Source organism: Streptomyces sp. NPDC001941, from assembly GCF_040296945.1.
Classification (GTDB): Bacteria; Actinomycetota; Actinomycetes; order Streptomycetales; family Streptomycetaceae; genus Streptomyces.
The window spans coordinates 1-23,202 of the sequence record NZ_JBEOYE010000048.1 but is presented as its reverse complement, the minus strand read 5'-3'; the positions used below and the strand labels follow the sequence as shown (position 1 = coordinate 23,202).

Sequence of the window (23,202 nt, the reverse complement as noted above, 5' to 3'; positions counted from 1 at the left end):
CGCCGACAGCCCGGCCGCCCCGTCCGGAACCGGGCCGGTACTGCAGCCGAGCTGTGACGCACCCGACGCGCGGCGACCCGTCGGCGAGGGCCCGTGGACGCCGCCTCGCGGACCCGGCCCCGTGGACGTGACCCCTCGGACGCCGCCTCGCGGACCCGGACTCAGAAGGCGGGCCGCTCCGGGTCGAGCCGGGCCCGGCCGTCCTCGGGCGAGGAGGCGAGCGCGAAGTGCCGCTTGGGGATGCGGCCCGCGCGGTGCGCCAGCCGGCCCGCCTCCACCGCGTGCCGCATCGCCTCCGCCATCAGCACCGGCTCCTGCGCGCGCGTGACCGCCGAGGCCAGCATCACCGCGGCGCAGCCCAGCTCCATCGCGAGCGCCGCGTCGGAGGCGGTGCCCGCGCCCGCGTCCAGGATCACCGGCACGCGCGCGTGCTCGACGATCAGCTGGAAGTTGTGCGGGTTGCGGATGCCGAGCCCGGAGCCGATGGGGGAGCCCAGCGGCATGATCGCCGCGCACCCCACGTCCTCCAGCCTGCGGGCGAGCACCGGGTCGTCGTTGGTGTACGGCAGCACGGTGAAGCCGTCGTCCACCAGGGTCTCCGCCGCGTCGAGCAGCTCGATCGGGTCCGGCAGCAGGGTCCGCTCGTCGGCGACCACCTCCAGCTTCACCCAGTCCGTGCCCAGCGCCTCCCGGGCCAGCCGCGCGGTGAGCACGGCCTCGCCCGCGGTGAAGCAGCCCGCGGTGTTCGGCAGGACCCGGATGCCCAGGCGCTCCAGGACGGACAGCACCGAGCCCTGCACCGTCGGGTCCAGGCGCCGCATCGCCACCGTGGTCAGCTCGGTGCCGCTGGCGGCCAGCGAGCGCTCCAGCACGTCCAGGCTGGGCGCCCCGCCGGTGCCCATGACGAGCCGGGAGGAGAACGTCGTACCGCCCAGCCGCAGCAGGTCGTCGGCCATCGCTCAGCCCCCCTGCACCGCGGTCAGCACCTCGACCCGGTCGCCGTCGGCGAGCCGGGTGCGGGCCCAGGCGCCGCGCGGCACCACCGTCTCGTTCACGGCCGCGGCCACGCCCGAGGGGGCCGCGGTGAGCAGGGCCACCGCGGTGTCCAGGGTGACGGGCCCGGCCAGCTCGCGGGGCTCGCCGTTGAGGTGGACGCGCACGGCGCCGGTGTCCATGACGGTCATGCGGGCTGCTCCAGACGTACGGCGGAGGGGGCGAAGCGGCGGGGGGTGAACGGGCGCGCCTCGGGCGGCAGTTCGCCGCTCACCAGGTAGTGCGCCATGACGTCCCCGGTGACGGGCGTCAGCAGCACCCCGTTGCGGTAGTGGCCGGTGGCCAGGGACAGGCCGGGCAGGGCGGTGGGGCCCAGCAGCGGCGCGTTGTCCGGCGAGCCGGGGCGCAGGCCCGCCCGGGTCTCGGTGAGCGGCAGCTCGGTGATGCCCGGCACCAGCTCGTGGGCGTCGCGCAGCAGCTCGTACACCCCGCCGGCCGTGACGGTGGTGTCCCAGCCCAGCTCCTCGCTGGTCGCGCCCACCACCAGCTCGCCGTTGGCGCGCGGCACCAGGTAGACGTGGCTGCCGCGGACCACGGCCCGCACCGTGCGGGACAGGAAGGGCGCGTACGCGGCGGGCACCCGCAGCCGCAGCACCTGCCCTTTCACCGGCCGCACCGGCGGCAGCGCGGCCGGCGGCACCCCGGCGAGCCGCCCGCTCAGGCTGCCCGCCGCGAGGACCACCTGGTCCGCGGCCAGTTCGGCGCCGCCCTCCAGGACGGCCCCGGCGGCCCGGTCCCGCACCACCCTCAGGCGCTCGGCCCTGGTGCGGTGCAGGACCACCCCGGCCCGCTCGCACGCGGTCACCAGGGCGTCGGCGAGCCGGCGCGGGTCGACCTGGTGGTCGCCGTCCACCCGCAGCCCGCCGCGCACCCCGGGGGCCAGCATCGGCTCCAGGCGGCGGCAGTCGCGGCCGGTCAGCCACTCCGACTCCAGGCCGGACTGGCGCTGGAGGGCGTGCAGTTCGCGCAGGTGGGCGCGGTCGTCGGCGTCCAGGGCGACCGCGAGGGTGCCGCAGGCGCGGTAGCCGACGTCCCGGCCCGAGGCCTCTTCGAGCTCGGCGACGAAGTCCGGGTAGCGGCGCGCGGACTCCAGGTTCAGGCCGAGCAGCGTCTGCTCGCCGTAGTGCAGTTCGGTGACGGCGGCGAGCATCCCGGCCGCGACCCGGGCGGCCCCGCCGCCCGGCTCCGGGTCGGCCACGGCGACGCGCAGTCCGCGCCGCGCCGCGCGCCAGGCCGTGACCAGGCCGATGATGCCGCCCCCGACCACGAGGACATCCGAGGAACGCATGGGCGTCCAGCCCCTCCCTTCGCCGGCATGACCCGGATCAGGTTCGTACGGTCGGAGGCCGGCCAGCCTCCCTCTCAGCCCGGTGCGTCCGGGCTCCCGCGAGTGCTTTCAGTGCGGCCAGCCTAACCCCCGGCCCCGGCGCCGGGTAAGGGAGCCCGGACCCGGGGCCGGGCCGCCCTCCCCGAGGACGCGACGCCCTTCCTGACAAAACGTCAGGTACGTAAGGTGGCCGGGTGAGCGAACAGAGGCAGGCACAGCAGCGCGTCGTGATCGTCGGCGCCGGAATGGCCGGGGTGCAGACCGCCGTGGCCCTGCGCGAGCAGGGGCACCGGGGCCCCGTCACCCTCATCGGCGCCGAACCCCACCCCCCGTACGACCGGCCGCCGCTGTCCAAGGCGGTGCTGCTCGGCAAGGCGGAGGGCTCGGCGTTCGACATCGACTTCGACGCGCTCGGCATCGAGCTGCTGCTCGGCGTGGAGGTGACCGGGCTGCGCGCCGGCGCCCACGAGGTCGACACCTCCCGGGGCCCGGTGGCGTACGACTCCCTGGTCCTGGCCACCGGGGCCGACCCGGTCAACCTGCCGGGCGCCGACGGCGTGCCCGGCGTCCACCTGCTGCGCACCCTGGACGACGCCCGCCGGCTGCGGCCGGTGCTCGACGCGGGCGGCGACGTGGTGGTGGTCGGCGCGGGCTGGATCGGCGCGGAGTTCGCCACCGCCGCGCGCGAGGCGGGCTGCGCGGTGACCGTGGTCGAGGCCGCCGACCGCCCGCTGGCCGGGGCACTGCCCGCAGAGGTGGCCGCCCCGATGGCCGACTGGTACGCGCAGAGCGGCGCCGAACTGCTCGTCAACGCGCGCGTGGAGCGCGTCGCGCCGGGCGAGGTGCTGCTCTCCGACGGCCGGGCGCTGCCCGCCTCCGCCGTGGTCGTCGGCATCGGCGCCCGCCCCGCCACCGGCTGGCTCGCCGGGTCGGGCGTCGCGCTCGGCCCGGACGGCTCGGTCGTCGCCGACGAGCGGCTGCGCACCTCGCTGCCCGACGTGTACGCGGTCGGCGACTGCGTCTCCTTCCCGTCCGCCCGCTACGGCGTCCGGCTCCTGGTGCACCACTGGGACAACGCCCTGCAGGGCCCGCGCGCGGTCGCCGCGGACATCGCGGGGGAGACGGAGGCCGCCTACGACCCGGTGCCCTACTTCTGGTCCGAGCAGTTCGGCCGGTTCGTGCAGTACGCCGGACACCACGGCGACGGCGACCTGCTGGTGCGCCGCGGCGACCCGGCCGAGGCCGCCTGGTCGGTGGCCTGGCTGCGCGACGGCGCCCTGGTGGCGCTGCTCGCGGTGGGCCGCCCGCGCGACCTCGCCCAGGGCCGCAAGCTGATCGAATCGGCCACCGCGCTGGACCCGGCCCTGGTCGCCGACCCCGCGGTCCCACTGAAGTCCGCGGCGGCCTGACCGGCCGCCGCCCTTGCGGCGCAAGGGATCCGGGGCCGCCCGGGTCCCGCATACGGACTCCTGACGCCGGTCCCGGCTACCGGCTGTCGGTCCTGGATGGCAGGCTTGTCCCGTGACCGAGATTGACGTAAAGACCGATGCCCTCGTCCCGGCCTGGCTCTACCTCCCCGACATCGCCGAAATGCTCGACGTCGAGGTGACGCGTGTGCGCCAGCTGGTCAAGGAGGGCCAGCTGATCGCCGTACGCCGCGGTGAGAACCGGGCGCTCCAGGTGCCGGCCGCCTTCCTCCAGGAGGACAAGGTGGTCAAGGGCCTGGTGGGCACCCTGACCCTCCTGAGGGACGACGGCTTCACGGACGAAGAGATGCTGGAGTGGCTCTTCACCCCGGACCCGACCCTGCCCGGCACCCCCGTGCAGGCGCTCGGCGAGAATCGCGGTACGGAGGTGAAGCGCCGCGCCCAGGCGCTCGCCGTCTGACGTACCCGGACGCTCCGGCGTACGAGCACACCACGAGAAGCGGGGTACGGGACGGGGCGCGCCCCGTCCCGTACCGCCGCCGCACCCAACGGGGGGACCGCCAGATGGCCACGACGAACCGCCGCGCCCTGCTGTCCGACGCACGGCTGTACCTGTGCACGGACGCCCGCAAGCGCCAGGGGGACCTCCCCGAGTTCCTGGACGCCGTGCTCTCCTCGGGCGTGGACGTCGTCCAGCTGCGCGACAAGGGCATGGAGGCGGGCGAGGAGCTGGAGCACCTGGCGGTCTTCGCCGACGCCTGCCGGCGGCACGGCAAGCTGCTCGCGGTCAACGACCGCGCGGACGTGGCGCACGCCGCCGGGTCGGACGTGCTGCACCTGGGCCAGGGCGACCTGCCGGTGCCCGCGGCCCGCGCGATCCTCGGCGACGACGTGCTGACCGGCCGCTCCACGCACGCGGAGGCGGAGGTGGACGCGGCGGTCGCCGAGCCCGGCGTGGACTACTTCTGCACCGGCCCTTGCTGGCCCACCCCGACCAAGCCCGGGCGGTACGCGCCGGGTCTGGGCCTGGTGCGCTACGCGGCCTCGCTGGAGCAGGACCGCCCCTGGTTCGCCATCGGCGGGATCGACGAGTCCAACCTGGACCAGGTCCTGGAGGCGGGCGCCCGGCGGATCGTGGTGGTGCGGGCGATCACCGCGGCAGACGACCCGGGCGCGGCCGCCGCGTCCCTGGCGAAGCGGGTCCGCGAGCTCTGAGGCCCCGGCGGGGCGCCGGATGACGCCCCGATGACGCCCTGAGGGGGACCCGAGGGTGCCCCGGGTGCGCCCCGAGAGTGTGCGGAGGGTGTCCGAAGGGTGGACAAGAAAGCGGCAAAGGCGACAAAAGCCCCCGGGATGGTTGGGGGCCCGCCGCGCCCTGGCTAACCTGCGGGTATGGCCCTCGGTACACCTTCCACCAGGTCCGACCGTGCGCGGACCGTTCGCGACATGCTCGCGACCGGCAAGACGACGTACTCGTTCGAGTTCTACGCGCCCAAGACGGAGAAGGGCGAGCGGAACCTCTGGAACGCGCTGCGCAGAGTGGAGTCGGTCGCCCCCGACTTCGTCTCGGTCACCTACGGCGCCGGCGGCAGCACCCGCTCCGGCACCGTCGAGGCCACCCACCAGATCGCCGAGGACACCACCCTCACCCCGGTCGCCCACCTCACGGCCGTCGGGCACTCGGTGGCCGAACTGCGCAACGCCGTCGGGCAGTACGCCGACGCGGGCATCCGCAACATCCTGGCCGTGCGCGGCGACCCGCCCGGCGACCCGATGGGCGAGTGGGTCAGGCACCCGCAGGGCGTGACGTACGCGGCCGAACTGGTCTCCCTCATCAAGGAGTCGGGCGACTTCTGCGTGGGCGTCGCGGCCTTCCCCGAGATGCACCCCCGCTCCGCGGACTGGGACTCGGACATCCGGCACTTCGTGGACAAGTGCCGCGCGGGCGCCGACTACGCCATCACCCAGATGTTCTTCGAGCCCGAGAACTATTTCCGCCTCCGCGACCGGGTCGCCGCGGCCGGCTGCGACACCCCGATCCTGCCCGAGGTCCTGCCCGTGACCAGCATGAAGATGCTGGAGCGGCTGCCGAACCTGAGCACCGCGCACTTCCCGGACCGGCTGCGCGAGCGGATCCTCTCGGTCAAGGACGATCCGGCCGCTGTACGCTCCATTGGCATCGAGCACGCAACGGAGTTCTGCGCGCGACTGCTGTCCGAGGGTGTCCCGGGGCTGCACTTCATCACGCTCAACAACTCCACGGCGACGCTCGAGATCCACGAGAATCTCGGACTGCACCGGCAGTCCTGACCGGCCGTACCCGCCCCTCCCGGCGGCGGCCGCAGGAGAGGGGCGGACATGGGCTGGACGGTCCTCTACATCGCGTTCGGCATCGTCGCGCTGTGGCTGCTCGGCGAAGTGCTGCTGCAGTACAAGGCACGGCTGCGCTGGCGGCTGCTCGCCTTCACCGGCTTCCTCGGGGTGGTCCTGGGGGTGCTGCTGCCGTCGGTCGTCGTGATCGTGCTCGGCGCGGTCGCCTTCGCCGTGGGGCAGACGTACGTGACGCTGTCCTTCCGCAAGGGCTTCTCCACCGGCTGGGCGCTGGGCGGCAGGCCCGGCGCCAGCCGCCGCCGCAGGGCGGGGGGCCGGGCCGCCGGGGAGCGCGCCCCGCAGCTGGAGGTCACGGAGCTCTCGTACGACGGCGAGGGCGCGGCGGGCACGGCCCCGGCGCGGGCGGACGACGAGGGCGCCGCGGTCCACACGCCGCAGCCCATGCCGGACGACACCGGGCAGTACGGGATCTACGGCAACGCGCCCTACGAGACCCCCGGTCACGGCGGCGACTACGGGCAGCCGGCCCAGGGCCACGGCCAGGGCGACGCCTACGCGGCCGGCGGCACCTACGACTACGGGACCGGCCAGCAGAGCTACGCGGCCTACTCCGACCCGTACATCGGCCAGGGCAGCTACGACGGCTACGGGCAGCAGTACGGCAGCGACCCGTACGCCCAGCAGTACGGCACGGACACCCCGCCCGGCGGGGTCTGGGTGCCCCAGCAGCGCGACGGCGAACAGCACCCGCAGCCCTACGACTACGACCAGGGGTACGGACCCGACCAGGGGCAGCAGCACCCGGACCAGCACCACCCCGACCCGCACCACCAGGGCCGGCACCAGGACGACCAGCACCACAACGACCAGCAGCAGTACCGCTACTGAGCCGGGTACGCGTGGGGGGCGGGCCCGGCCCGGCCCCCCCCCCACGCACCACCCCCCCCCCGACCCCCAGACCACCCACCATACCCCATCGTCGGGCGGTTCGGGGGGGGGGCCGGCCCCCCCCGGCCCCCCCCCCCCCCCACGTCCGCCCCGCCTACCGGGAGCCGCGGAAGTCCGCGCCCTCCACGATCAGGCCCGCCACCAGCGCGCCCGACATCCCGCTGTGGGCCAGGCCGCCGCCCGGGTGGGACCAGCCGCCCGCGAGGTACAGGCCCGGCAGCGCCGAGGCGTTGGCGGCGGGCAGCAGCGCCCCGCCGTCCCCGGCGAGCGCCGGGCCCGGCACCTGGTGGGCCCCGGTCTCCCGGAAGGTGTCCGCGGGCGTGCGCACCTCGCGCCAGAGCACCCGCTCCGCCAGGCCCGGCACCGCGCGCGCGGCCACCGCCACCATCCGGTCGGCGAAGCCCTCCGCACCCGGGTCCACCCCGTCCCACAGGGCGCCGTCGGCCGGGACCGTCGCGGTCACCGTGACCGCCTCGTGCGCGTCGTCCGGGCGCAGGGCCGGGTCGTCGGGCCGCAGCACCGTCACCGTCGGGTGCCCGGCTAGCCGCCCCCCGGACAGCGCGGCCAGCTCCTCGTCGCGGTCCGCCGAGTGCACCACCGCGCGGTGCGCCGCGTCCGCCTCCCGGGCGCCGCGCAGCGCCAGGCACACCATGACCCGCCCGGTCGTGACCGCCTGGACGCGCGGGGGCTCCCGGAACGGCAGGACCCCGGTGCGACCGAGCGCTGGCACGGGCGCGCCCGCCACCACGTGGTCGGCGTCCACCCGGCGGCCGTCCGCGAGCTCCAGGCCGGCGGCCCGGCCGTCCTCGACCCGGACGCCCGTCACCTCGGCGTCGAAGACGAACTCCACCCGGCGCGCCAGGCACCGCTCGTACACCGCGTCGGCCAGCGCGCGCAGGCCCCCGCGCACGTACCAGCTGCCGAAGGTCTGCTCCAGGTAGGGGAGCACGGCCGCGGACGCGGGCGTACGGGCCGGGTCGAAGCCGTACGCCAGCGCGTGGGCCTCGAGGAGCGCGGCCAGCCGCGGGTCGCGCAGCTCGCGCCGGCCCACCTCGGCCAGGGTGCGCGCCGGGCGGCGCAGCAGACCGCCCTTGAGCGCCGGGTACGGATCACGGCCGAAGGGCGTGGTGTCGGCGGGCAGCGGCTCCTCCAGGAGCGGACGTCGCGAGCGGTCCCAGGCGTCGCGCGCCCGGCCGAGGAACGCGCCCCAGCGCTCGCCCGCGCCCGCGCCCAGGGCCTCGTCCAGCGCCGCGACGATGCCCGCGCGCGAGGCGTTGGGCAGCGCGACGACCGTGCCGTCCGCGAAGTGGTGCCGGCTCGCCGGGTCGACCTGGACCAGCTCGACGCTGGACTCCAGCGGCTCCTTGCCCGTCTTGACGAACAGGTCCCGCCACACGGCGGGCAGGTGCAGCAGACCGGGGCCGGTGTCGAACGCGAACCCGTCGCGCGCCAGCCGGCCCACCGCGCCGCCGTACGTCCCCGAGCGCTCGTACACTGTCACCCGGTGGCCTGCCACGGCCAGCCGGGCGGCCGCCGCCAGGGCGCCCATCCCGGAGCCGATCACCGCAATTCGTGCCATGTCAGGGACTGTAGCGGCACCCTCGGACAGTCCCCGGGGCGGGCCGCCGGTCCCTGACGGGGGGCCTCAGCGGGGCGGGCCGCCCGGCGGGTCACCGGCGGACGAGGCCATCCGCTTCTCCTCCCTGCGCTGCGCCCTGCGGCGCAGGAACCGGCGGATGCGCGAGGCCAGGAAGAGCACCAGCACGATGCCGGTCAGCAGCAGCACTCCGGCGATCACCGCCGCCGCCACCGGGTGGAAGATCGCGAAGCTTATGACGCCCGCCACCCCCAGGTCCTCCGCCGTGCTCAGCACGACGTTGCTGAACGGCTCGGGCGAGGTGTTGACCGCCATCCGCGTCCCGGCCTTGACCAGGTGGCTGGCCAGCGCGGTGGAGCCGCCGACGGCGCCCGCCGCCAGCTCGGGCAGCGAGCCGCTCTGCCCGGCCAGCAGGGCCGCCACCACGGCGCCCGACACCGGCCGGACCACGGTGTGGACGGTGTCCCAGACGGAGTCGACGTACGGGATCTTGTCCGCCACCGCCTCGCACAGGAAGAGCACGCCGGCCACGATCAGGACGTCCGGGCGCTGCAACGCCTCGGGCACCTCGTCGGTCAGGCCGGTCGCACCGAAGACGCCGAGGAGCAGGACCACCGCGTAGGCGTTGATCCCGCTGGCCCAGCCGCTGGTGAAGACAAGGGGGAGTACGGACACGGACGCGATCGTAACCAGCCCGGGCCGCTCGCGGATGGGCCTGAGCGCGGGCGTCTGAGTATCCGTACCTAGGGGGTGAGATGAGTAGGCGCGCGGATGGGGGTTCACCTGCGCGGACGGGAGAGTGGAGGCACACGGAGGGAGCGCGGCGCCGGTACCGCCGACACGGGGCGGCGGAACCGGCGTCGCGCACCCACCGGGACGGGGTGCGCGACGGAGGGTCCACGACTGCGGGGGAACGTGGGACCGGACCTTTCGGCACCCTTCCTCCAGGGGGTGGGGGAGTACGGGGGAGCACAGCGGAAGGGGCCGTCCACGCACGCGTGGACGGCCCCTTTTCCGTGTTCCGGTCCCGGGGACCGGGGCCCCGGGGGCGGCTCAGCCGCCGCTCACCCGTCCGTGCAGCAGCCGGGACAGCGCCGCGTGCACGTCGTCCAGGGAGCGCTCCGGCTGGAAGGCCTGCCAGTCCAGGGCGGCCACCAGCACCATCCCGACCAGCGCCGCCGCCGTCAGCTGGACGTCGATCTCCTCGCTCAGCTCCCCGGCCGCGACCCCCTCGCGCAGCACCGTCTCGACGACGGCGACCGCCTCCTGGCGGACCACCAGGAGGGTCGACTGCCAGGCCCGGTTGGTGCGCCACAGCTCGGCGACGTACAGCTGGGTGAACGCCGGGTAGCGGTCGATGAAGACCAGACCGGCCCTGATCATCGCGTCCAGCGCCTCGACCCGGGTGCCGCCGCGCTCCGCCGTCCCGTCCGCCGCCGTGCGCAGGGACGAGGTCAGCAGGCCGACGCCGTGCCGCAGCAGTTCCTCGAAGAGTTCGGTCTTGCTCTTGAAGTTGTAGTAGACCGTGCCCTTGGCGACCCCGGCGCGCTCGGCGATCTCGTCGACGGTCGTCGCCGAGAACCCCTGCTCGGCGATGAGCGTCACGGCCGCTTCGTAGAGCTTCGCGCGCGTGGCCTGCCGTCTGGTGCTGCTGCTGTCCATGGCGTCGATTCTCACAGGCCCGGCCCCTCTCACAGGCTCAGCTCGGGGTGGAGCTTGTCCAGCGTCCACACCTGGCGCTGCCGGGCCGACAGGGCGGTCAGCAGCAGCGAGCCGAGGGTGAAGGCCCCCAGGACCGCGCAGGCCGTCCACACCGGGCCCAGGCCGCCGCCGGTGATCAGCCGCCGCAGCGCCTCGACCACGTGGGTCATCGGCAGGTAGGGGTGGATGGCGTTGAAGAAGCCCGGACTGGTCTGGACGGGGTACGTGCCCCCGGCCGAGGTCAGCTGGAGCATCAGCAGCGCGAGCACCAGGATCCGGCCCGCCGCGCCGAACTTGGCGTTGAGGAGCTGGATGATCGCCGCGAAGCAGCAGGTCACCAGGAACAGGAACCCGACCGTGCCCGCCGCCCTGGCCATCTGCAGGCCCAGCGCCCAGTGCAGCACCGCGATCAGCGCGGCCACCTGGGCCACGCCGAGCGCGGCCACCGGCAGCCAGCCGGCCAGCGCGATCCGCCAGGGCGAGGCGCCCGCCGCCAGCGCGCGCTTGTTGAGCGGCGCGATCAGCATGTACGCCACCATGGCGCCCACCCACAGGGAGAGCGGGATGAAGTACGGCGCGAAGCCGGTGCCGTAGTTGGGCGCCTTGTGCAGCGACTGCGAGGCCAGCTTGACCGGGTCGGCCATCACCTCGGTACGGCGGTCCCGGGCGTCCTTGTCGTAGTCCGGGATCTTGGCCACGCCGCTGCCCAGGCCCTCGGCGAGCTGGTTGGAGCCGTCGGCGAGCTTGAACATGCCGCCGTCCAGCTGGACCGCGCCCTTCTCCAGCTTGCCCACGCCCGTGTCCAGGTCGGTGGAGCCGCTCTTGGCGTCACCCAGCCCCGCGTGCAGCTTGCGGGCCCCGTCGGCGACCTTGTGGGCACCGGTGTTCAGCTCGTTGACCTGGCCGACCGCGTTCTTGAGGTCGTCGTCCAGGCGCGGTGCCCGCTTCGCCAGCGCGTCGGCCTTCTTCTGCAGGTCGGCGAGCTGCCGGTCGAGGGTGGCGAGGTCGCCCGCGTTGTCCTTGGTCAGCTCGTGCAGGTCGTCGGCGACCTTGGCGACGTTCGCCGCCGACTCCTTGGCGTGCGCCAGGCCCGCGCAGACCTTGGAGCCGTCGTCCGGCGTGCACAGGTCCTGGTAGGTGGCGGCCAGGTCGTCGGCCGCCTTGTGCGCGGCCGTCCGCGCCAGCGGCGCGCCCTTCACGAGCTCCTTGAGGTCGTGCCGGATCGCCTTGGAGGAGTCGGAGACCAGCCGGGCGGCGTCGCCGATCTGCTCGCCGTTGTCCTTGAGGTACGGACGGACCTGGTCGGCCACGCCGTTGACCTTGCCGGCCAGCAGCCGGGTGCCGTCGGCGACCTGCCGGGAGCCGGACTCCAGGTCGCCCGCGCCCTGGTTGAGCTTCTTCAGGCCGCCCGCCAGCTTCCCGCTGCCGTCCTTGGCGTCCTTCAGCCCGTCGGCGAGGTCCTTGGAGCCCTTCTTCGCCTTGCCGACCCCGTCCTTGAGGTCGTCGGCGCCCTTGGCGGCCTTCGCCGTGGCGTCGTGGATGTCGGAGAAGGAGATGAAGATCTTGTCGAGGAACGAGCGCGAGGACTTGGTGGAGGCGGCGGTGCGCACCTCGGAGAAGACCGAGCGGGAGATCTGCCCGACGATGTAGTTGTTCGCGTCGTTGGTGCGCACCTGGAGCGCGCCGGTCTCCGGCGCGTCACCGGAGCTGGAGGCGATCCGCTCGCTGAAGTCCTCGGGCATGGTCAGCGAGAGGTAGTACGTACCGTCCTCGACGCCCTCGCGCGCCTGTTCGGCGTCGACCTCGTGCCAGTCGAAGACCTCGCTGTCGAGCAGCTTCTTGGTGATCTCGTCGCCCGCGGCGAGCTTCTGGCCCTGTGCGGTGGCGCCCTTGTCGGCGTTCACCAGGGCCACGGGTATCCGGTCCAGACGGCCGTACGGGTCCCAGAAGGACCACAGGTACAGCGCGCCGTACAGCAGCGGCAGCAGCAGGATCGCGACGAGCGCGGCGCGCGGCAGCTTCCCCCTGCCGAAGCGCTTGAGCTCAAGCGCGGCCAGTTTCGGCGAGCGCATCGGCCGCCCCCTCCTCGGTCTTCGCGGTCTTCGCGGTCTTCGTGTTCTCCGCGGGCTCCGCCGTCTTCGCGTTCTCCGTGGTTCCCGCCGTCTTCGCGGGCTCGGCGGTCCCGCTGGGGGCTCCGGTCCGTACGACCACGGCGTCGGCGGGCGCCTCGCTGCACACGGCCAGCACGGTGGTGCCGCCCTCGGCGATCGCCCGCAGCTGGGCCCAGGCGGTCGCCCGGTCCGCGTCGGACAGCTTCAGGTCCGCGTCGTCCACGCCCAGCAGGCGGGGCCGCCCGATCAGCGCCAGGGCCAGCGACAGGCGCAGGGCCTCCAGGCGCTCCAGGTCGCGCACCGCGGTGCGCTCGCCCTTGGGCAGGGAGTCCAGGTCGAGCCCGGCGGCGGCCAGCGCGGTGTCGATCCGCTCGCGCGCGGCGGCCCGGCGCTCGGCGCGCGGGCGCAGCAGGGCGCGCAGCGAGCCGCCGAACCGGCGCTGGAGCAGCACCCGTTCACGCAGGTGCTCGGCGACGGTGAGGGCCGGTTCGAGCTCGCTGACCCCGGCCACGTGCCCGAGCGCGCTGATCCGGCGTACGGCCGCCATCTTGCGGGGCAGCGCCAGGTGTCCGACCTCGGCCCGGCCCTCGGTGGGCTTCATCCGGCCGGTGAGGGCGAGCAGCAGGCAGGTGCGGCCCGTGCCGGACGGCCCCTCGACGGCGACCAGGGCGCCGGGCCCCGCCGTGACGTCCACGCCGCGGAACGCCCAGCCGCGCGGTCCCTTGAGCCCGAATCCCTCGGCGACGACCGAGGCACCCGGGGCTGACGCGGTGCTGTCCACGCCCACTCCCCCCAGATTTTGAACTGACCAGTCAGTGCAAAAACTATCCCGAACCGCTGTCCGAGGCAAAGTCCCAGGTCAGGGCCGATTGTCAGTGGTGGCCCCCACCATGGACACATACGGCCACAGTGCCGTCACCCGACGACAGGAGGTTCGTCATGGCCAGCTCGCACGCAGCCGCGCACCGGCGCCGCGCCACCGGCCCTGCCCCCTCACTGACCGGACCGGCGAGCGACGTCCACCCCGTCACCAGGCGGGCCACCGCCCCGCCCGCCGCCCTCGACCTGCTCGCCCAGGCCCGGCACGGCCTGGACGAGGCCGCGGCCCTCCCCTTCCCCAACGAGCGGTACGCCACCGCGCACCTGGCCGCCCTGCGCACCGCCGCGGCCGTCCTCGCCGCCCGCGGCCGCCCCGAACCCACCCCCCGCAAGCGCGCCCGGATCCGCAGCGCGTGGGAGGTCCTGCCCGAGATAGCCCCCGAACTGACCGAGTGGAGCGCCCTGTTCGCCTCCGGGGCGGCCCGCCGGGCCCGCGCCGAGGCCGGCATCCGCAACGCAGCGAGCGCCCGTGAGGCGGACGACCTGCTGCGCGACGCCGCGGTGTTCCTGCGCCTGGTGGAGCGCATGCTGGTGCTCCAGCCCGCCCTGCCCAGGCCCCGGACGACGGAGGTGGAGGCGGACGACGTCGCGGGGTGACGGGGGAGCGGGGGCGAGGCCATAGGGTGGGGACCGTTCGTACCCGTCGCCGAGGAGTCAACCGCCGTGCCGGACCCGCAGCGCCCCCGCGCCTCCCTTCGTACCGCCGTGGTGTGGGACGTCCTCAAGGACGCCCTGGAGCGCCGGGTCAAGGCGACCGGTCAAGACAGCCTGGACGTCCTGGACACCGGCGGCGGCAGCGGCAACTTCGCCGTGCCGGTCGCCCGGCTCGGCCACCGCGTCACGGTGGTCGACCCGAGCCCCAACGCGCTCTTCGCGCTGGAGCGCCGGGCCGCCGAGGCCGGGGTCGCCGAGCGGGTCAGCGGGGTGCAGGGCGACATCAGCGGCCTGTTCGACGTGGTCGCGCGCGAGGGGTACGACGCGGTGCTGTGCCACGGCGTCCTGGAGTACGTGGACGACCCGGCCGAAGGCGTGCGCAACGCGGTCCAGGCCCTGCGCCCCGACGGCGCCCTGAGCCTGCTGGCCGCCGGACTGGGCGGCGCGGTCCTCGCCCGCGCCCTCGCCGGCCACTTCACCGAGGCCCGCCAGGCCCTCGGCGACCCGGACGGCCGATGGGGCGAGGGTGACCCCGTGCCGCGCCGCTTCACCGCCGACCAGCTCACCGCCCTGGTCACCGGGGCCGGCGTCGAGGTCGGCGCGGTGCACGGCGTACGGGTGTTCGCGGACCTGGTCCCCGGGGTCCTGGTGGACACCGCGCCGGGCGCCGTGGAGGCCCTGCTCCAGCTGGAGGCCGCCGCCGCCGAGCTGCCCGCCTTCCACTCGGTCGCCACCCAGCTGCACGTGCTCGGCGAGCGGAGCGCTTGAGCGCCGCCGGGAGGGGCACTCGACCGAGGGGCTGATCAGCGGCGCAGCCGTACATGGAGTGCGCCACAGGCCCCCCGATCCCGCCGGTATCCCCGTATGATCGGGGGACACCATCCGGCATGACGGATCGGAGGTCGGGGAATCAACGCCTCACCAGCCGGGCCGTCGTGGCGGCCCGAATGGCGAATTGGCGTAGAGGGCGGGTTTCACGGGGGCGATTCCCTGCCTATCCTGGAAGGGCCGCATACCGGTCGCCCCCCGCGACCGACGACGAGGAGGACTCCGTGCCGCTCTCGGAGCACGAGCAGCGAATGCTCGAGCAGATGGAGCGAGCGCTGTACGCCGAAGATCCCAAGTTCGCGACAGCGCTCGAGGGAAGCGGGCTGCGTACGTACACCCGGCGACGGGTCTACCAGGCGGTCGCAGGCTTTCTGGTGGGTATCGCGCTCCTCATGGCCGGAATGGTCGCGCAGGCGATCTGGCTCAGCGTGGTGGGGTTCCTCGTCATGCTCGGCTGCGCGGTCCTGGCGGTCACCGGCTGGCGCAAGGCGCCCAAGCCGGGCGAGCAGGCCCTCGGGGGCGCGGCTCGCACGCAGGCCAGGCAGCGCCGGTCGATGATGGACCGGATCGAGCAGCGGTGGCAGCGTCGCCGTGACGAGCAGGGCTACTGACAGCACCGGACTTCACGCCGTGAGGGGTGACCGCGCACACCGCGGCCACCCCTCACGCGTCCGCGCACCCCGAACGCCGTGTGCGCCGCCCACTCCCGTCTGCGCGCCCCGGGCCACGAACGCTCGCAGGCCCCGCCCCGCAGAGCCGCTCCCAGGCCACAGGCCCCCGCAAGCCCCCCCGGGCCACGAGTGCCCGCACCCGCGGGCCCGCCCCGCACCCCCCCGCAGGCCTCAGCTGCGTTGGCGGGATGGGCGGTGGGGCAGGGACGGGAGGCGGGTCAGCAGGGACGTGCGGCGCCTCGACCAGCGGGCGGTCGTCGCCGTCCAGCGGTCCGACGCGCCCCACACCACCCGGACGGCCGAGCGCGGGGCGAGCAGGGCCCGCAGCCGGGCCGGGCGGCCCAGGGGGGCCCGCAGGCCCTCCCGTACCAGCCGGGCGTCCTCCGTGAGGCCGGACACCGGACGGGGCCGGGGCGCGTACAGCACCTGCTCCACCGCGGACGCCACCCGGTGCACCGCCTCGGCGGCCTCCCCGTCCAGCCGTCCCAGCCGGACGATCCGCTCGGCCGTGCTGCGCGGCGTCCGCGACTCGTCGGGCAGGATCCCGTGGTCCCAGGCGGTGTCCACGACCTCCCGCCAGGCGGCCAGCACCCGGGTGGCCGTCTCGCGCGGGGTGCGCCCGGGCGAGCCGAGCCGCGCGGCCCGTACCCGTGAGCGCCACACCATCGGCAGCAGCGGCACCCCGACCAGCAGCACCGCGCCCAGCACCCCCCACAGCAGCGGGCCGAGCGGGAGGCCGGGGTCGCCCGGGCCCGCGGCGCCCGGGGCCGCGGCCTCGCCGCAGTCACCGGCGCGGCGCGCCTCGGGCGGGCAGCTGTCCGACACGGACGGCTTCGCCGAGGGCTGCGCCGAGCTGCTGGCCGACGGCTGCGCCGGGTCGCTGGCCCCGTCGGACGGCGCCTGCTCCTGGGTGTACGCGGGCATGGTGCCCCGGGTCGGCGTGGGCTCGAACCGGGTCCAGCCCACGCCCTCGAAGTACAGCTCGGGCCAGGCGTGCGCGTCGCGCAGCCCCACCGACATCACGCCGTCGGACAGCGGGGTGCCCGGGGTGAAGCCGACCGCCACCCGTGCCGGGATGCCCAGCGTGCGGGCCATCGACGCCATCGAGAAGGAGAAGTGGACGCAGAAGCCCCGCTTGTCCTTGAGGAACCGCGAGATGGCGGAGGAGCCGCTGCCCGAGGACACCTGGGTGTCGTAGGTGAAGCCGCCGCTGACGGCGAACCAGTCCTGGAGCTTGACCGCCCGCTCGTAGTCGTCGCGCGCCCCCCGGGTCACCTGGAGCGCCGTCGCCCGCACGTCCTGGGGCAGTGATTCGGGGACCCGGGTGTACTCCTTGACCACCGAGGCCCGCGCCCGCGGGGCCGAGGCCAGCTGCTGCGGGCTGGGCCGCACGGCGAGGCTGGTCACCGTGTACTTCACCCCGCCGGTGTCCTGCTTGTCGTCGCCGACGAGCATCCGCCCGGCCGGTTCGTACCGCCAGCGGCCCGGGACCTTCACCTGGGTGGCCGGGTACGGCATCGGCAGCCACTTCTGCTGGTACGAGGGCGCGGCCGACAGGTTCGTCACGACCTCCGTGGTGTCCACGTCCGGGGCCAGGCCGTCCGGCGTGGGCAGCCGTTCGGGCACGTCCTTGATCGGCCGCTCGGAGGACTTCCAGGAGGTGCCGTCGAACTGGTCCAGCGCCACCAGGCGCAGGTACATGTCCGAGGTGTCCGCCGCGTTGGTCTGGTACTTCAGGACCTCGCGGTTCTCCGGCTGGTTGAGGTTGTCCTGCAGTGAGACCAGCGGGTTGACCGCGGAGATCGTGCCGCCGCCCCCGCGGCCCGAGCCCGGTCCGCTGCCGCCGAGCAGGCCGCCCTCCAGCGAGGGCAGCACGGCGGGCACGGCCAGGGCGATGCCCAGGGCGACCGCTCCGATGCGACGGCCGGTGCGCACCGGCGCGGTGGCCGAGCCGCCGCCCGCGAGGTCGAACCCGGGGGTGTCGCGCCGGGGCGCCCCGCCGAAGACCCGGCCCCACTGGGAGAGCCGGTCGCGGCCCTCGGCGAGCAGGAGCAGCAGGTACCCGGCGGCGGCCAGCAGGAACCACAGCCAGCCGCTGCCGCCGCCGGCCAGGCCCGCGGCGACCGAGTACAGCGCGAGCAGCGGCAGTCCCGCGGGCGCGGCGCTGCGGAAGGTGACGGCGAGGGCGTCCACGGCGAGCCCGATGACCACCACGCCGCCGACCACCATCAGCCGGATGCCGGGGGTGTCGGGCGCCGGGATCATGTACGTCGCCACGTCGTTGCCGCCGGCCCGGAGCAGCTCGCCGAACCGGACGAAGGTGTCGGGCCCGGGCAGCACCCCGGCGACCGCGCGGTCCCGGGCGAACAGCAGGGTGAGCAGCAGCAGGCTGACCAGGGCCTGCGCCAGCACGGTCAGCGGCCGGGCCAGCGGCACCCGCCGGGCAAGCGCGCCCACGCCGCTCTGCACGGCGACCAGGAACGCGGCCTGCAGGATCCAGGTGGCCGGGTCCACCAGCGGGAGCAGGGCGCCCGCCGCCATCAGGGTGGCGGCCAGCGCGCACAGCGTCAGCCTCCCGCGACCGCTCATGACCAGCCCTCCGCACTCGCCCGGGGCCCGGGGGAGGACCCGTAGGACTCGGTGGAGCCGGAGAAGCCGGTCCCGCCGAGGCCGCCGGTGCCCGCCTGCTCCCGTCCCGCCCGTCCCGCGAGCTGCCACAGCTCGCCCAGCGCGGCGCCGGGCGGCACGGCCAGCGCCGTCCAGCCCGACTCGCGCAGCCGCCGCAGCCGGTCCTCGACCGCGCCGGCCACCGCTCCGCCGGTCAGCCAGGTCCCGCTGTCCAGCACGAACGCGACGGCTGCCCCGCTGCGCTGGCGCAGCCGGGCGGCCATCGCGGCCTGCTCCTCGTCCAGGTCGCCGAAGAAGGCGACCAGCAGTCCCTCGTTGCCGCCGCGCAGCACGTCGTGCGCGCGGGAGAGCCCGGCGCCGTCGGAGTGGTCGACGACCGCGAGGGTGTCCATCATCAGCCCGGTCGAGTCGGCGGACTCGTGGCCGGTCCCGGCGAAGCCCTCGGCGCCCTCGCCGGGCACCGAGCTGCCGGTGTCGGTCAGCAGCCGCACCGCGAAGCCCCGCTCCATCATGTGCACCAGGGCCGAGGCCGCGCCGGACACCGCCCACTCGAAGGCCGAGTCGGGGCCCGCGCCCTGGAAGGCCACCCGTCGGGTGTCGAGCAGCACGGTGCAGCGCGAGCGCTGGGGCTGCTCCTCGCGGCGCACCATCAGCTCGCCGTAGCGCGCGGTGGAGCGCCAGTGCACCCGGCGCAGGTCGTCGCCGTGCCGGTAGGTGCGCGGGATGACGTCGTCCTCACCGGCCAGGGCCAGCGAGCGCTGCCGCCCGTCGCCGTACCCGGAGGCCTCGCCGGCCAGCCGCACCGGCGGCAGCGGCTCGGTGCGGGGGACGACGGTCAGGGTGTCGTACGCGCTGAAGGAGCGGGTCAGTTCGCACATGCCGAACGGGTCGCTCAGCCGCAGCTGGAGCGGGCCGAGCGGATAGCGGCCGCGCAGGTCGGAGCGGACCCGGTAGGAGACCTCGCGCCGGCCGCCCGCCTCGACCCGGTCGAGCACGAAGCGGGGCCGGGGGCCCAGGACGTACGGCACGTGGTCCTGGAGCATCAGCAGTCCGGTGGGCAGCCGGGAGACGTTGTCCATGCGCAGGTGGACCCGGGCCTCGGAGCCGGCGGGCACCCGCTGGGGGGAGAGCCTGCGGGTGGCGGCGACCCGGTAGCGGGTGCGGTAGAGCACGGCGACGGCGACCAGGGGCAGCACCGCGAGCAGCAGCCCGACGCGCAGCAGGTCGCCCTGGCCCAGTACGTACGCGCAGGCCGCGGCGGCCACTCCGGCGGCGAGGAAGGAGCGGCCCCGGGTGGTGAGCCCGCCGAGGGCCGCCCGCAGCCCGCCCTTGTGCTCGTCCTCGGCGGCGGGCGCCCCGGCCGCCATCACGGCCGCCGGGGGCCGGGCTGCTGCTGGCCGTAGAGCGGGGAGCCGGCCTGCGGCACGGGAGTGCCCTGGAGGATCTCCAGGACGACCTGCTCGGCGGTGCGGCGGTTGAGCTGGGCCTGCGCGGTGGGCAGCAGGCGGTGGGCGAGCACGGCGACGGCCAGTGCCTGGAGGTCGTCCGGCAGCGCGTACTCCCGGCCGCTGAGCGCGGCGGACGCCTTGGCGGCCCGCAGCAGGTGCAGGGTGGCGCGCGGGGAGGCGCCGAGTCTGAGGTCGGGGTGGCTGCGGGTGGCGGCCACCAGCTCCACGGCGTACCTGCGGACGGCGTCCGAGACGTGCACGGTGCGCACGGCGTCGATGAGCTTGGCGATGTCGTGCGCGTGGGCCACCGGCTGGAGGTCGTCCAGCGGGGAGACGCCGCCGTGCACGTCCAGCATCTGCAGCTCGGCCTCGGCGCTGGGGTAGCCGATGGAGACGCGGGCCATGAAGCGGTCGCGCTGGGCCTCGGGCAGCGGGTAGGTGCCCTCCATCTCGACCGGGTTCTGGGTGGCCACGACCATGAACGGGCTGGGCAGCTCGTACGTCTGGCCGTCGATGGTGACCTGGCGCTCCTCCATGGACTCCAGGAGGGCGGACTGGGTCTTGGGCGAGGCGCGGTTGATCTCGTCGCCGATGACGATCTGCGCGAAGATCGCGCCCGGCTTGAACTCGAAGTCGCGGCGCTGCTGGTCGTAGATCGACACACCGGTGATGTCGGAGGGCAGCAGGTCCGGCGTGAACTGGATGCGCCGCACCGAGCAGTCGACGGACCGGGCCAGCGCCTTGGCCAGCATGGTCTTGCCGACGCCCGGCACGTCCTCGATCAGCAGGTGCCCCTCGGCCAGGAGCACGGTCAGCGCGAGCCGGACGACCTCGGGCTTGCCCTCGATCACTCCCTCCACCGACCTGCGGACGCGCTCCGCTGTGGTGGTCAGATCCGCGAGGCTCGCTCGATCGTCATAGGTGGTCACCCGGCCCTCCTCGGCCACTGCTGCGGGCCGACGCACGACTGTCGGCACGGCCCACCCCGGAACACGGACACCGACCGCGGACGGTTCCGCGGAAGGTGTCATCACCCGCATTCTTTCTGCCGTTGCCGGGTCGTGTCACTCGCCTGTGGACAACTGGGTGCGATATGTCCGATCTTGCTATTGTTCGCCGGTCGGATGACCGGTCCGTACGCGCCTCAGGAGGCGGGGGAGATCTCCCGCAGCAGGCCCGTGTGCACGTCGAAGACGAAGCCGCGCACGTCGTCGGTGTGCAGCAGGAACGGCGAGGTGCGCACCCGCTGCATCGACTGGCGCACGTCCTGGTCGACGTCGCGGAAGGCCTCCACCGCCCACGCGGGGCGCTGGCCGACCTCCATCTCGATCTCGTGCCGGAACTCCTCGGTGAGGGTCTCCAGGCCGCAGCCGGTGTGGTGGATGAGCACCACGCTGCGGGTTCCCAGCGCCCGCTGGCTGATGGTCAGGGAGCGGATCACGTCGTCGGTGACGACACCGCCGGCGTTGCGGATGGTGTGGCAGTCGCCCAGGTGCAGGCCGAGGGCGGCGTGCAGGTCGAGGCGGGCGTCCATGCAGGCCACCACGGCGACGCGGGACACGGGACGGGCGTCCATGCCGGGGTCGGTGAAGTCGGCGGCGTAGCGGGCGTTGGCCTCGACGAGCCGGTCGGTGACCGTGCCCTCGGGGTCGTTCGGGCGTATCGCGTCGGCGGTGGGGTGCGCGGAAGTCGACATGCCTACGACGGTAGTGGTCACCGGCGGTCGCAGCCTGCTGTGAGAGGGGACAAAGAACGCCATTGAGGCTTGTTGTGAGGTAACCCACAGGCACCCCCGGGACGGGGCCGTACGGGTGACGCGGCACGGTCCGCGGGGTGCGCGCGGACGCCCGGCGCGGCGCGCCAGCCGGTTGATTGACCGGGCCGACCCGTGGACTAAAGTGACGCGGAGTTCACGGAGACTTCGAGCATTTCGGCAGTTTCTCCCCACGTGTGTGCGGCGGTACGTACGGCTCGGCCTCCTCCCGCTCGCCGGTCGGCCGACGCGCCCCCTCCCGGCGTCGGCGGGCCACCTCCCCTTCTACGAGCGGGCGGGGACCCGGCGGTGCGTACGCCGCGCCGGACCTGAGAGGGCGCATGAGCCACACCCGACACGTCCCGGTGATGCTCCAGCGGTGCCTGGACATGTTGGCCCCGGCCCTGCGCGAGCCGGGCGCCGTCGTCGTCGACTGCACCCTGGGGCTCGGCGGCCACAGCGAGGCCCTGCTCACCCGGTTCCCCGAAGCGCGGCTGGTCGCCCTGGACCGGGACAAGGAGGCGCTGCGCCTCTCCGGCGAGCGGCTCGCCCCCTTCGGCGACCGCGCCACCCTGGTGCACGCCGTCTACGACGAGCTGCCCGAGGTCCTCGCCCGGCTCGGCACCCCGCGCGTCCAGGGCGTCCTGTTCGACCTCGGGGTCTCCTCCATGCAGCTGGACGAGGCCGACCGCGGCTTCGCGTACGCCCAGGACGCCCCGCTGGACATGCGCATGGACCAGACGACCGGGATGAGCGCCGCCGAGGTCCTCAACACCTACCCGCCCGGCGAACTGGTCCGCATCCTGCGCGCGTACGGCGAGGAGAAGCAGGCCAAGCGGATCGTCTCCGCCGTCGTGCGCGAGCGCGCCAAGGAGCCCTTCACCACCAGCGCCCGGCTCGTCGACCTGATCCGCGACGCCCTGCCGCAGGCCGCCAAGCGCACCGGCGGCAACCCCGCCAAGCGCACCTTCCAGGCCCTGCGCATCGAGGTCAACCGCGAGCTGGAAGCCGTCGAGAACGCCATCCCCGCGGCCGTCCGGGCGGTCTCCGTGGGCGGCCGGGTCGTCGTCCTGTCGTACCAGTCGCTGGAGGACCGCATCGTCAAGCAGGTCTTCGCCGCGGGCGCGGCCAACACGGCCCCGGCCGGACTGCCCGTGGTGCCCGAGGAGTTCCAGCCCAGGCTCAAGCTCCTGACCCGGGGAGCCGAACTTCCCACCGAGGAGGAGGTCGCCGAGAACCGCAGGGCGGCCCCCGCGCGTCTGAGGGGCGCGGAACGCATCCGGGAGGACGTGTGAGCAAAGCAGGACCGCTGAAGGGGCGCGCCGCCCGGCTCGCCCAGCTGATGCCGCAAGGGCCGAGCTCCGCGGCCCGCACCCCCTTCGTCCTGCTCGTCGTGCTCCTCCTGGGCGGCGGCCTGATCGCGCTGCTGCTGCTCAACTCCTCCCTCAACGAGGGCTCCTTCCGGCTCAGCGAGCTCAAGCGCAAGACCACCGAGCTCACCGACGAGGAGCAGGCCCTCCAGCGCGACGTCGACGACCGCTCCGCACCCGACGCGCTGGAGCGGCGCGCCCGGGAGCTGGGCATGGTCCCCGGCGGCAGCCCCGCCTTCCTCGGCACCGACGGCAAGGTCAAGGGCGACCCGAGCCCGGCCGCCGAGCCGTCCGCCGACCCCACGCCGCAGACCGCGCTCCAGTCCGTCCCCGAGCCGCCGCCCGCCCCGTCGCGGGCCCCGCGCTCCGCCGGGCCCTCCCCGTCCGCCGCCGCCGAGCGGCCCGCCGCGGAGCCGTCCGGCGCCGCCCCGGCCGCCGGGCGGTCCGCCGCTCCGGGCCGCGCCCCGGCCGCCGAG

Annotated in this window: 22 protein-coding genes and 1 riboswitch; of the genes, 10 read left to right on the top strand and 12 right to left on the bottom strand. The window is 74.9% G+C overall.

From position 1 onward, the window contains the following. Window positions 1–161: 161 nt before the first annotated feature. The 3 genes from ABT160_RS28090 to thiO all read right to left on the bottom strand — a co-directional run bounded on the left by ABT160_RS28090 (window position 162) and on the right by thiO (window position 2,341). Complete coding sequence (locus ABT160_RS28090; RefSeq protein WP_351650632.1) at window positions 162–956, bottom strand: thiazole synthase; 795 nt, start codon at window positions 954–956, stop codon at window positions 162–164. Window positions 957–959: 3 nt separating this feature from the next. Then, window positions 960–1,184 carry a sulfur carrier protein ThiS gene (gene thiS, locus ABT160_RS28085; protein ID WP_351650631.1) on the bottom strand — a complete coding sequence of 75 codons (225 nt, stop codon included), beginning with the start codon at window positions 1,182–1,184 and terminating at the stop codon, window positions 960–962. Next, window positions 1,181–2,341, bottom strand: coding sequence for a glycine oxidase ThiO (gene thiO / locus ABT160_RS28080; protein ID WP_351650630.1), 1,161 nt, complete (start codon window positions 2,339–2,341; stop codon window positions 1,181–1,183). The genes thiS and thiO overlap by 4 nt, the downstream gene beginning before the upstream one ends. Continuing rightward, window positions 2,339–2,451, bottom strand: a riboswitch (TPP riboswitch). (Overlaps the previous gene by 3 nt.) Window positions 2,452–2,574: 123 nt before the next feature. Here thiO and ABT160_RS28075 point away from each other — a divergent pair. From ABT160_RS28075 to ABT160_RS28055, 5 genes are all read left to right on the top strand, one after another. Continuing rightward, entirely contained in the window at window positions 2,575–3,789 is a 1,215-nt protein-coding gene (locus tag ABT160_RS28075) for an NAD(P)/FAD-dependent oxidoreductase (protein WP_351650629.1), read from the top strand. A 112-nt stretch (window positions 3,790–3,901) separates the two neighbouring features. Then, the gene (locus ABT160_RS28070) at window positions 3,902–4,267 is read left to right on the top strand and encodes an Rv2175c family DNA-binding protein (protein WP_351650628.1); all 366 of its coding nucleotides are present in this window, start codon (window positions 3,902–3,904) and stop codon (window positions 4,265–4,267) included. A gap of 104 nt (window positions 4,268–4,371) precedes the next feature. Next, complete coding sequence (thiE, locus tag ABT160_RS28065) at window positions 4,372–5,022, top strand: thiamine phosphate synthase (RefSeq protein ID WP_351650627.1); 651 nt, start codon at window positions 4,372–4,374, stop codon at window positions 5,020–5,022. A 177-nt stretch (window positions 5,023–5,199) separates the two neighbouring features. Then, window positions 5,200–6,117, top strand: a complete 918-nt coding sequence (gene metF / locus ABT160_RS28060) for a methylenetetrahydrofolate reductase [NAD(P)H] (RefSeq protein WP_351650625.1) — start codon at window positions 5,200–5,202, stop codon at window positions 6,115–6,117. 48 nt (window positions 6,118–6,165) lie between these two features. After that, window positions 6,166–7,026: a hypothetical protein gene (locus tag ABT160_RS28055; RefSeq protein ID WP_351650624.1), complete on the top strand. Its 861-nt coding sequence runs from the start codon at window positions 6,166–6,168 to the stop codon at window positions 7,024–7,026. A 154-nt stretch (window positions 7,027–7,180) separates the two neighbouring features. Here the strand turns inward: ABT160_RS28055 and ABT160_RS28050 are convergent, their stop codons facing one another. The 5 genes from ABT160_RS28050 to ABT160_RS28030 form a co-directional block, all read right to left on the bottom strand. Continuing rightward, the gene (locus ABT160_RS28050; protein WP_351650623.1) at window positions 7,181–8,665 is read right to left on the bottom strand and encodes a phytoene desaturase family protein; all 1,485 of its coding nucleotides are present in this window, start codon (window positions 8,663–8,665) and stop codon (window positions 7,181–7,183) included. Between the two features lie 66 nt (window positions 8,666–8,731). After that, window positions 8,732–9,358 (bottom strand): DUF4126 domain-containing protein, encoded by a 627-nt coding sequence (locus tag ABT160_RS28045; RefSeq protein ID WP_351650622.1) that lies wholly within the window; start codon window positions 9,356–9,358, stop codon window positions 8,732–8,734. Between the two features lie 378 nt (window positions 9,359–9,736). Then, complete coding sequence (locus ABT160_RS28040) at window positions 9,737–10,345, bottom strand: TetR/AcrR family transcriptional regulator (protein ID WP_351650621.1); 609 nt, start codon at window positions 10,343–10,345, stop codon at window positions 9,737–9,739. 29 nt (window positions 10,346–10,374) lie between these two features. Beyond that, window positions 10,375–12,456 (bottom strand): YhgE/Pip family protein, encoded by a 2,082-nt coding sequence (locus ABT160_RS28035; protein ID WP_351650620.1) that lies wholly within the window; start codon window positions 12,454–12,456, stop codon window positions 10,375–10,377. Next, entirely contained in the window at window positions 12,428–13,276 is an 849-nt protein-coding gene (locus ABT160_RS28030) for an ATP-binding cassette domain-containing protein (protein ID WP_351650619.1), read from the bottom strand. Before ABT160_RS28030 ends, ABT160_RS28035 begins: the two co-directional genes overlap by 29 nt. A 158-nt stretch (window positions 13,277–13,434) precedes the next feature. On the opposite strand from ABT160_RS28030, the gene ABT160_RS28025 reads away from it, so the two are divergent. The 3 genes from ABT160_RS28025 (at window position 13,435) to ABT160_RS28015 (ending at window position 15,467) form a co-directional block, all read left to right on the top strand. Further along, window positions 13,435–13,971 (top strand): SAV_6107 family HEPN domain-containing protein, encoded by a 537-nt coding sequence (locus ABT160_RS28025; RefSeq protein WP_351650618.1) that lies wholly within the window; start codon window positions 13,435–13,437, stop codon window positions 13,969–13,971. A gap of 66 nt (window positions 13,972–14,037) precedes the next feature. Next, window positions 14,038–14,796, top strand: coding sequence for a methyltransferase (locus tag ABT160_RS28020; RefSeq protein WP_351650617.1), 759 nt, complete (start codon window positions 14,038–14,040; stop codon window positions 14,794–14,796). A gap of 284 nt (window positions 14,797–15,080) precedes the next feature. Then, window positions 15,081–15,467: an SCO2097 family morphological protein gene (locus ABT160_RS28015; RefSeq protein ID WP_351650616.1), complete on the top strand. Its 387-nt coding sequence runs from the start codon at window positions 15,081–15,083 to the stop codon at window positions 15,465–15,467. Between the two features lie 231 nt (window positions 15,468–15,698). Here ABT160_RS28015 and ABT160_RS28010 read toward each other — a convergent pair whose 3' ends face one another. The 4 genes from ABT160_RS28010 to ABT160_RS27995 form a co-directional block, all read right to left on the bottom strand. Beyond that, window positions 15,699–18,116: a transglutaminase TgpA family protein gene (locus ABT160_RS28010; RefSeq protein WP_351650615.1), complete on the bottom strand. Its 2,418-nt coding sequence runs from the start codon at window positions 18,114–18,116 to the stop codon at window positions 15,699–15,701. Beyond that, window positions 18,113–19,522: a DUF58 domain-containing protein gene (locus ABT160_RS28005; RefSeq protein WP_351650614.1), complete on the bottom strand. Its 1,410-nt coding sequence runs from the start codon at window positions 19,520–19,522 to the stop codon at window positions 18,113–18,115. Before ABT160_RS28005 ends, ABT160_RS28010 begins: the two co-directional genes overlap by 4 nt. Then, the gene (locus ABT160_RS28000) at window positions 19,522–20,532 is read right to left on the bottom strand and encodes an AAA family ATPase (protein WP_351650613.1); all 1,011 of its coding nucleotides are present in this window, start codon (window positions 20,530–20,532) and stop codon (window positions 19,522–19,524) included. Before ABT160_RS28000 ends, ABT160_RS28005 begins: the two co-directional genes overlap by 1 nt. Window positions 20,533–20,747: 215 nt before the next feature. Next, a complete protein-coding gene (locus ABT160_RS27995) occupies window positions 20,748–21,362 on the bottom strand; it encodes a beta-class carbonic anhydrase (RefSeq protein ID WP_351650612.1) in 615 nt (204 codons plus the stop codon). Between the two features lie 335 nt (window positions 21,363–21,697). Between ABT160_RS27995 and rsmH the strand changes: the two genes are divergently transcribed. Both rsmH and ftsL read left to right on the top strand, forming a co-directional pair. After that, entirely contained in the window at window positions 21,698–22,651 is a 954-nt protein-coding gene (rsmH, locus tag ABT160_RS27990) for a 16S rRNA (cytosine(1402)-N(4))-methyltransferase RsmH (protein ID WP_351650611.1), read from the top strand. Then, a partial coding sequence (gene ftsL, locus ABT160_RS27985) for a cell division protein FtsL (RefSeq protein ID WP_351650610.1) occupies window positions 22,648–23,202 on the top strand: 555 nt, incomplete at its 3' end. The genes rsmH and ftsL, both read left to right, overlap by 4 nt.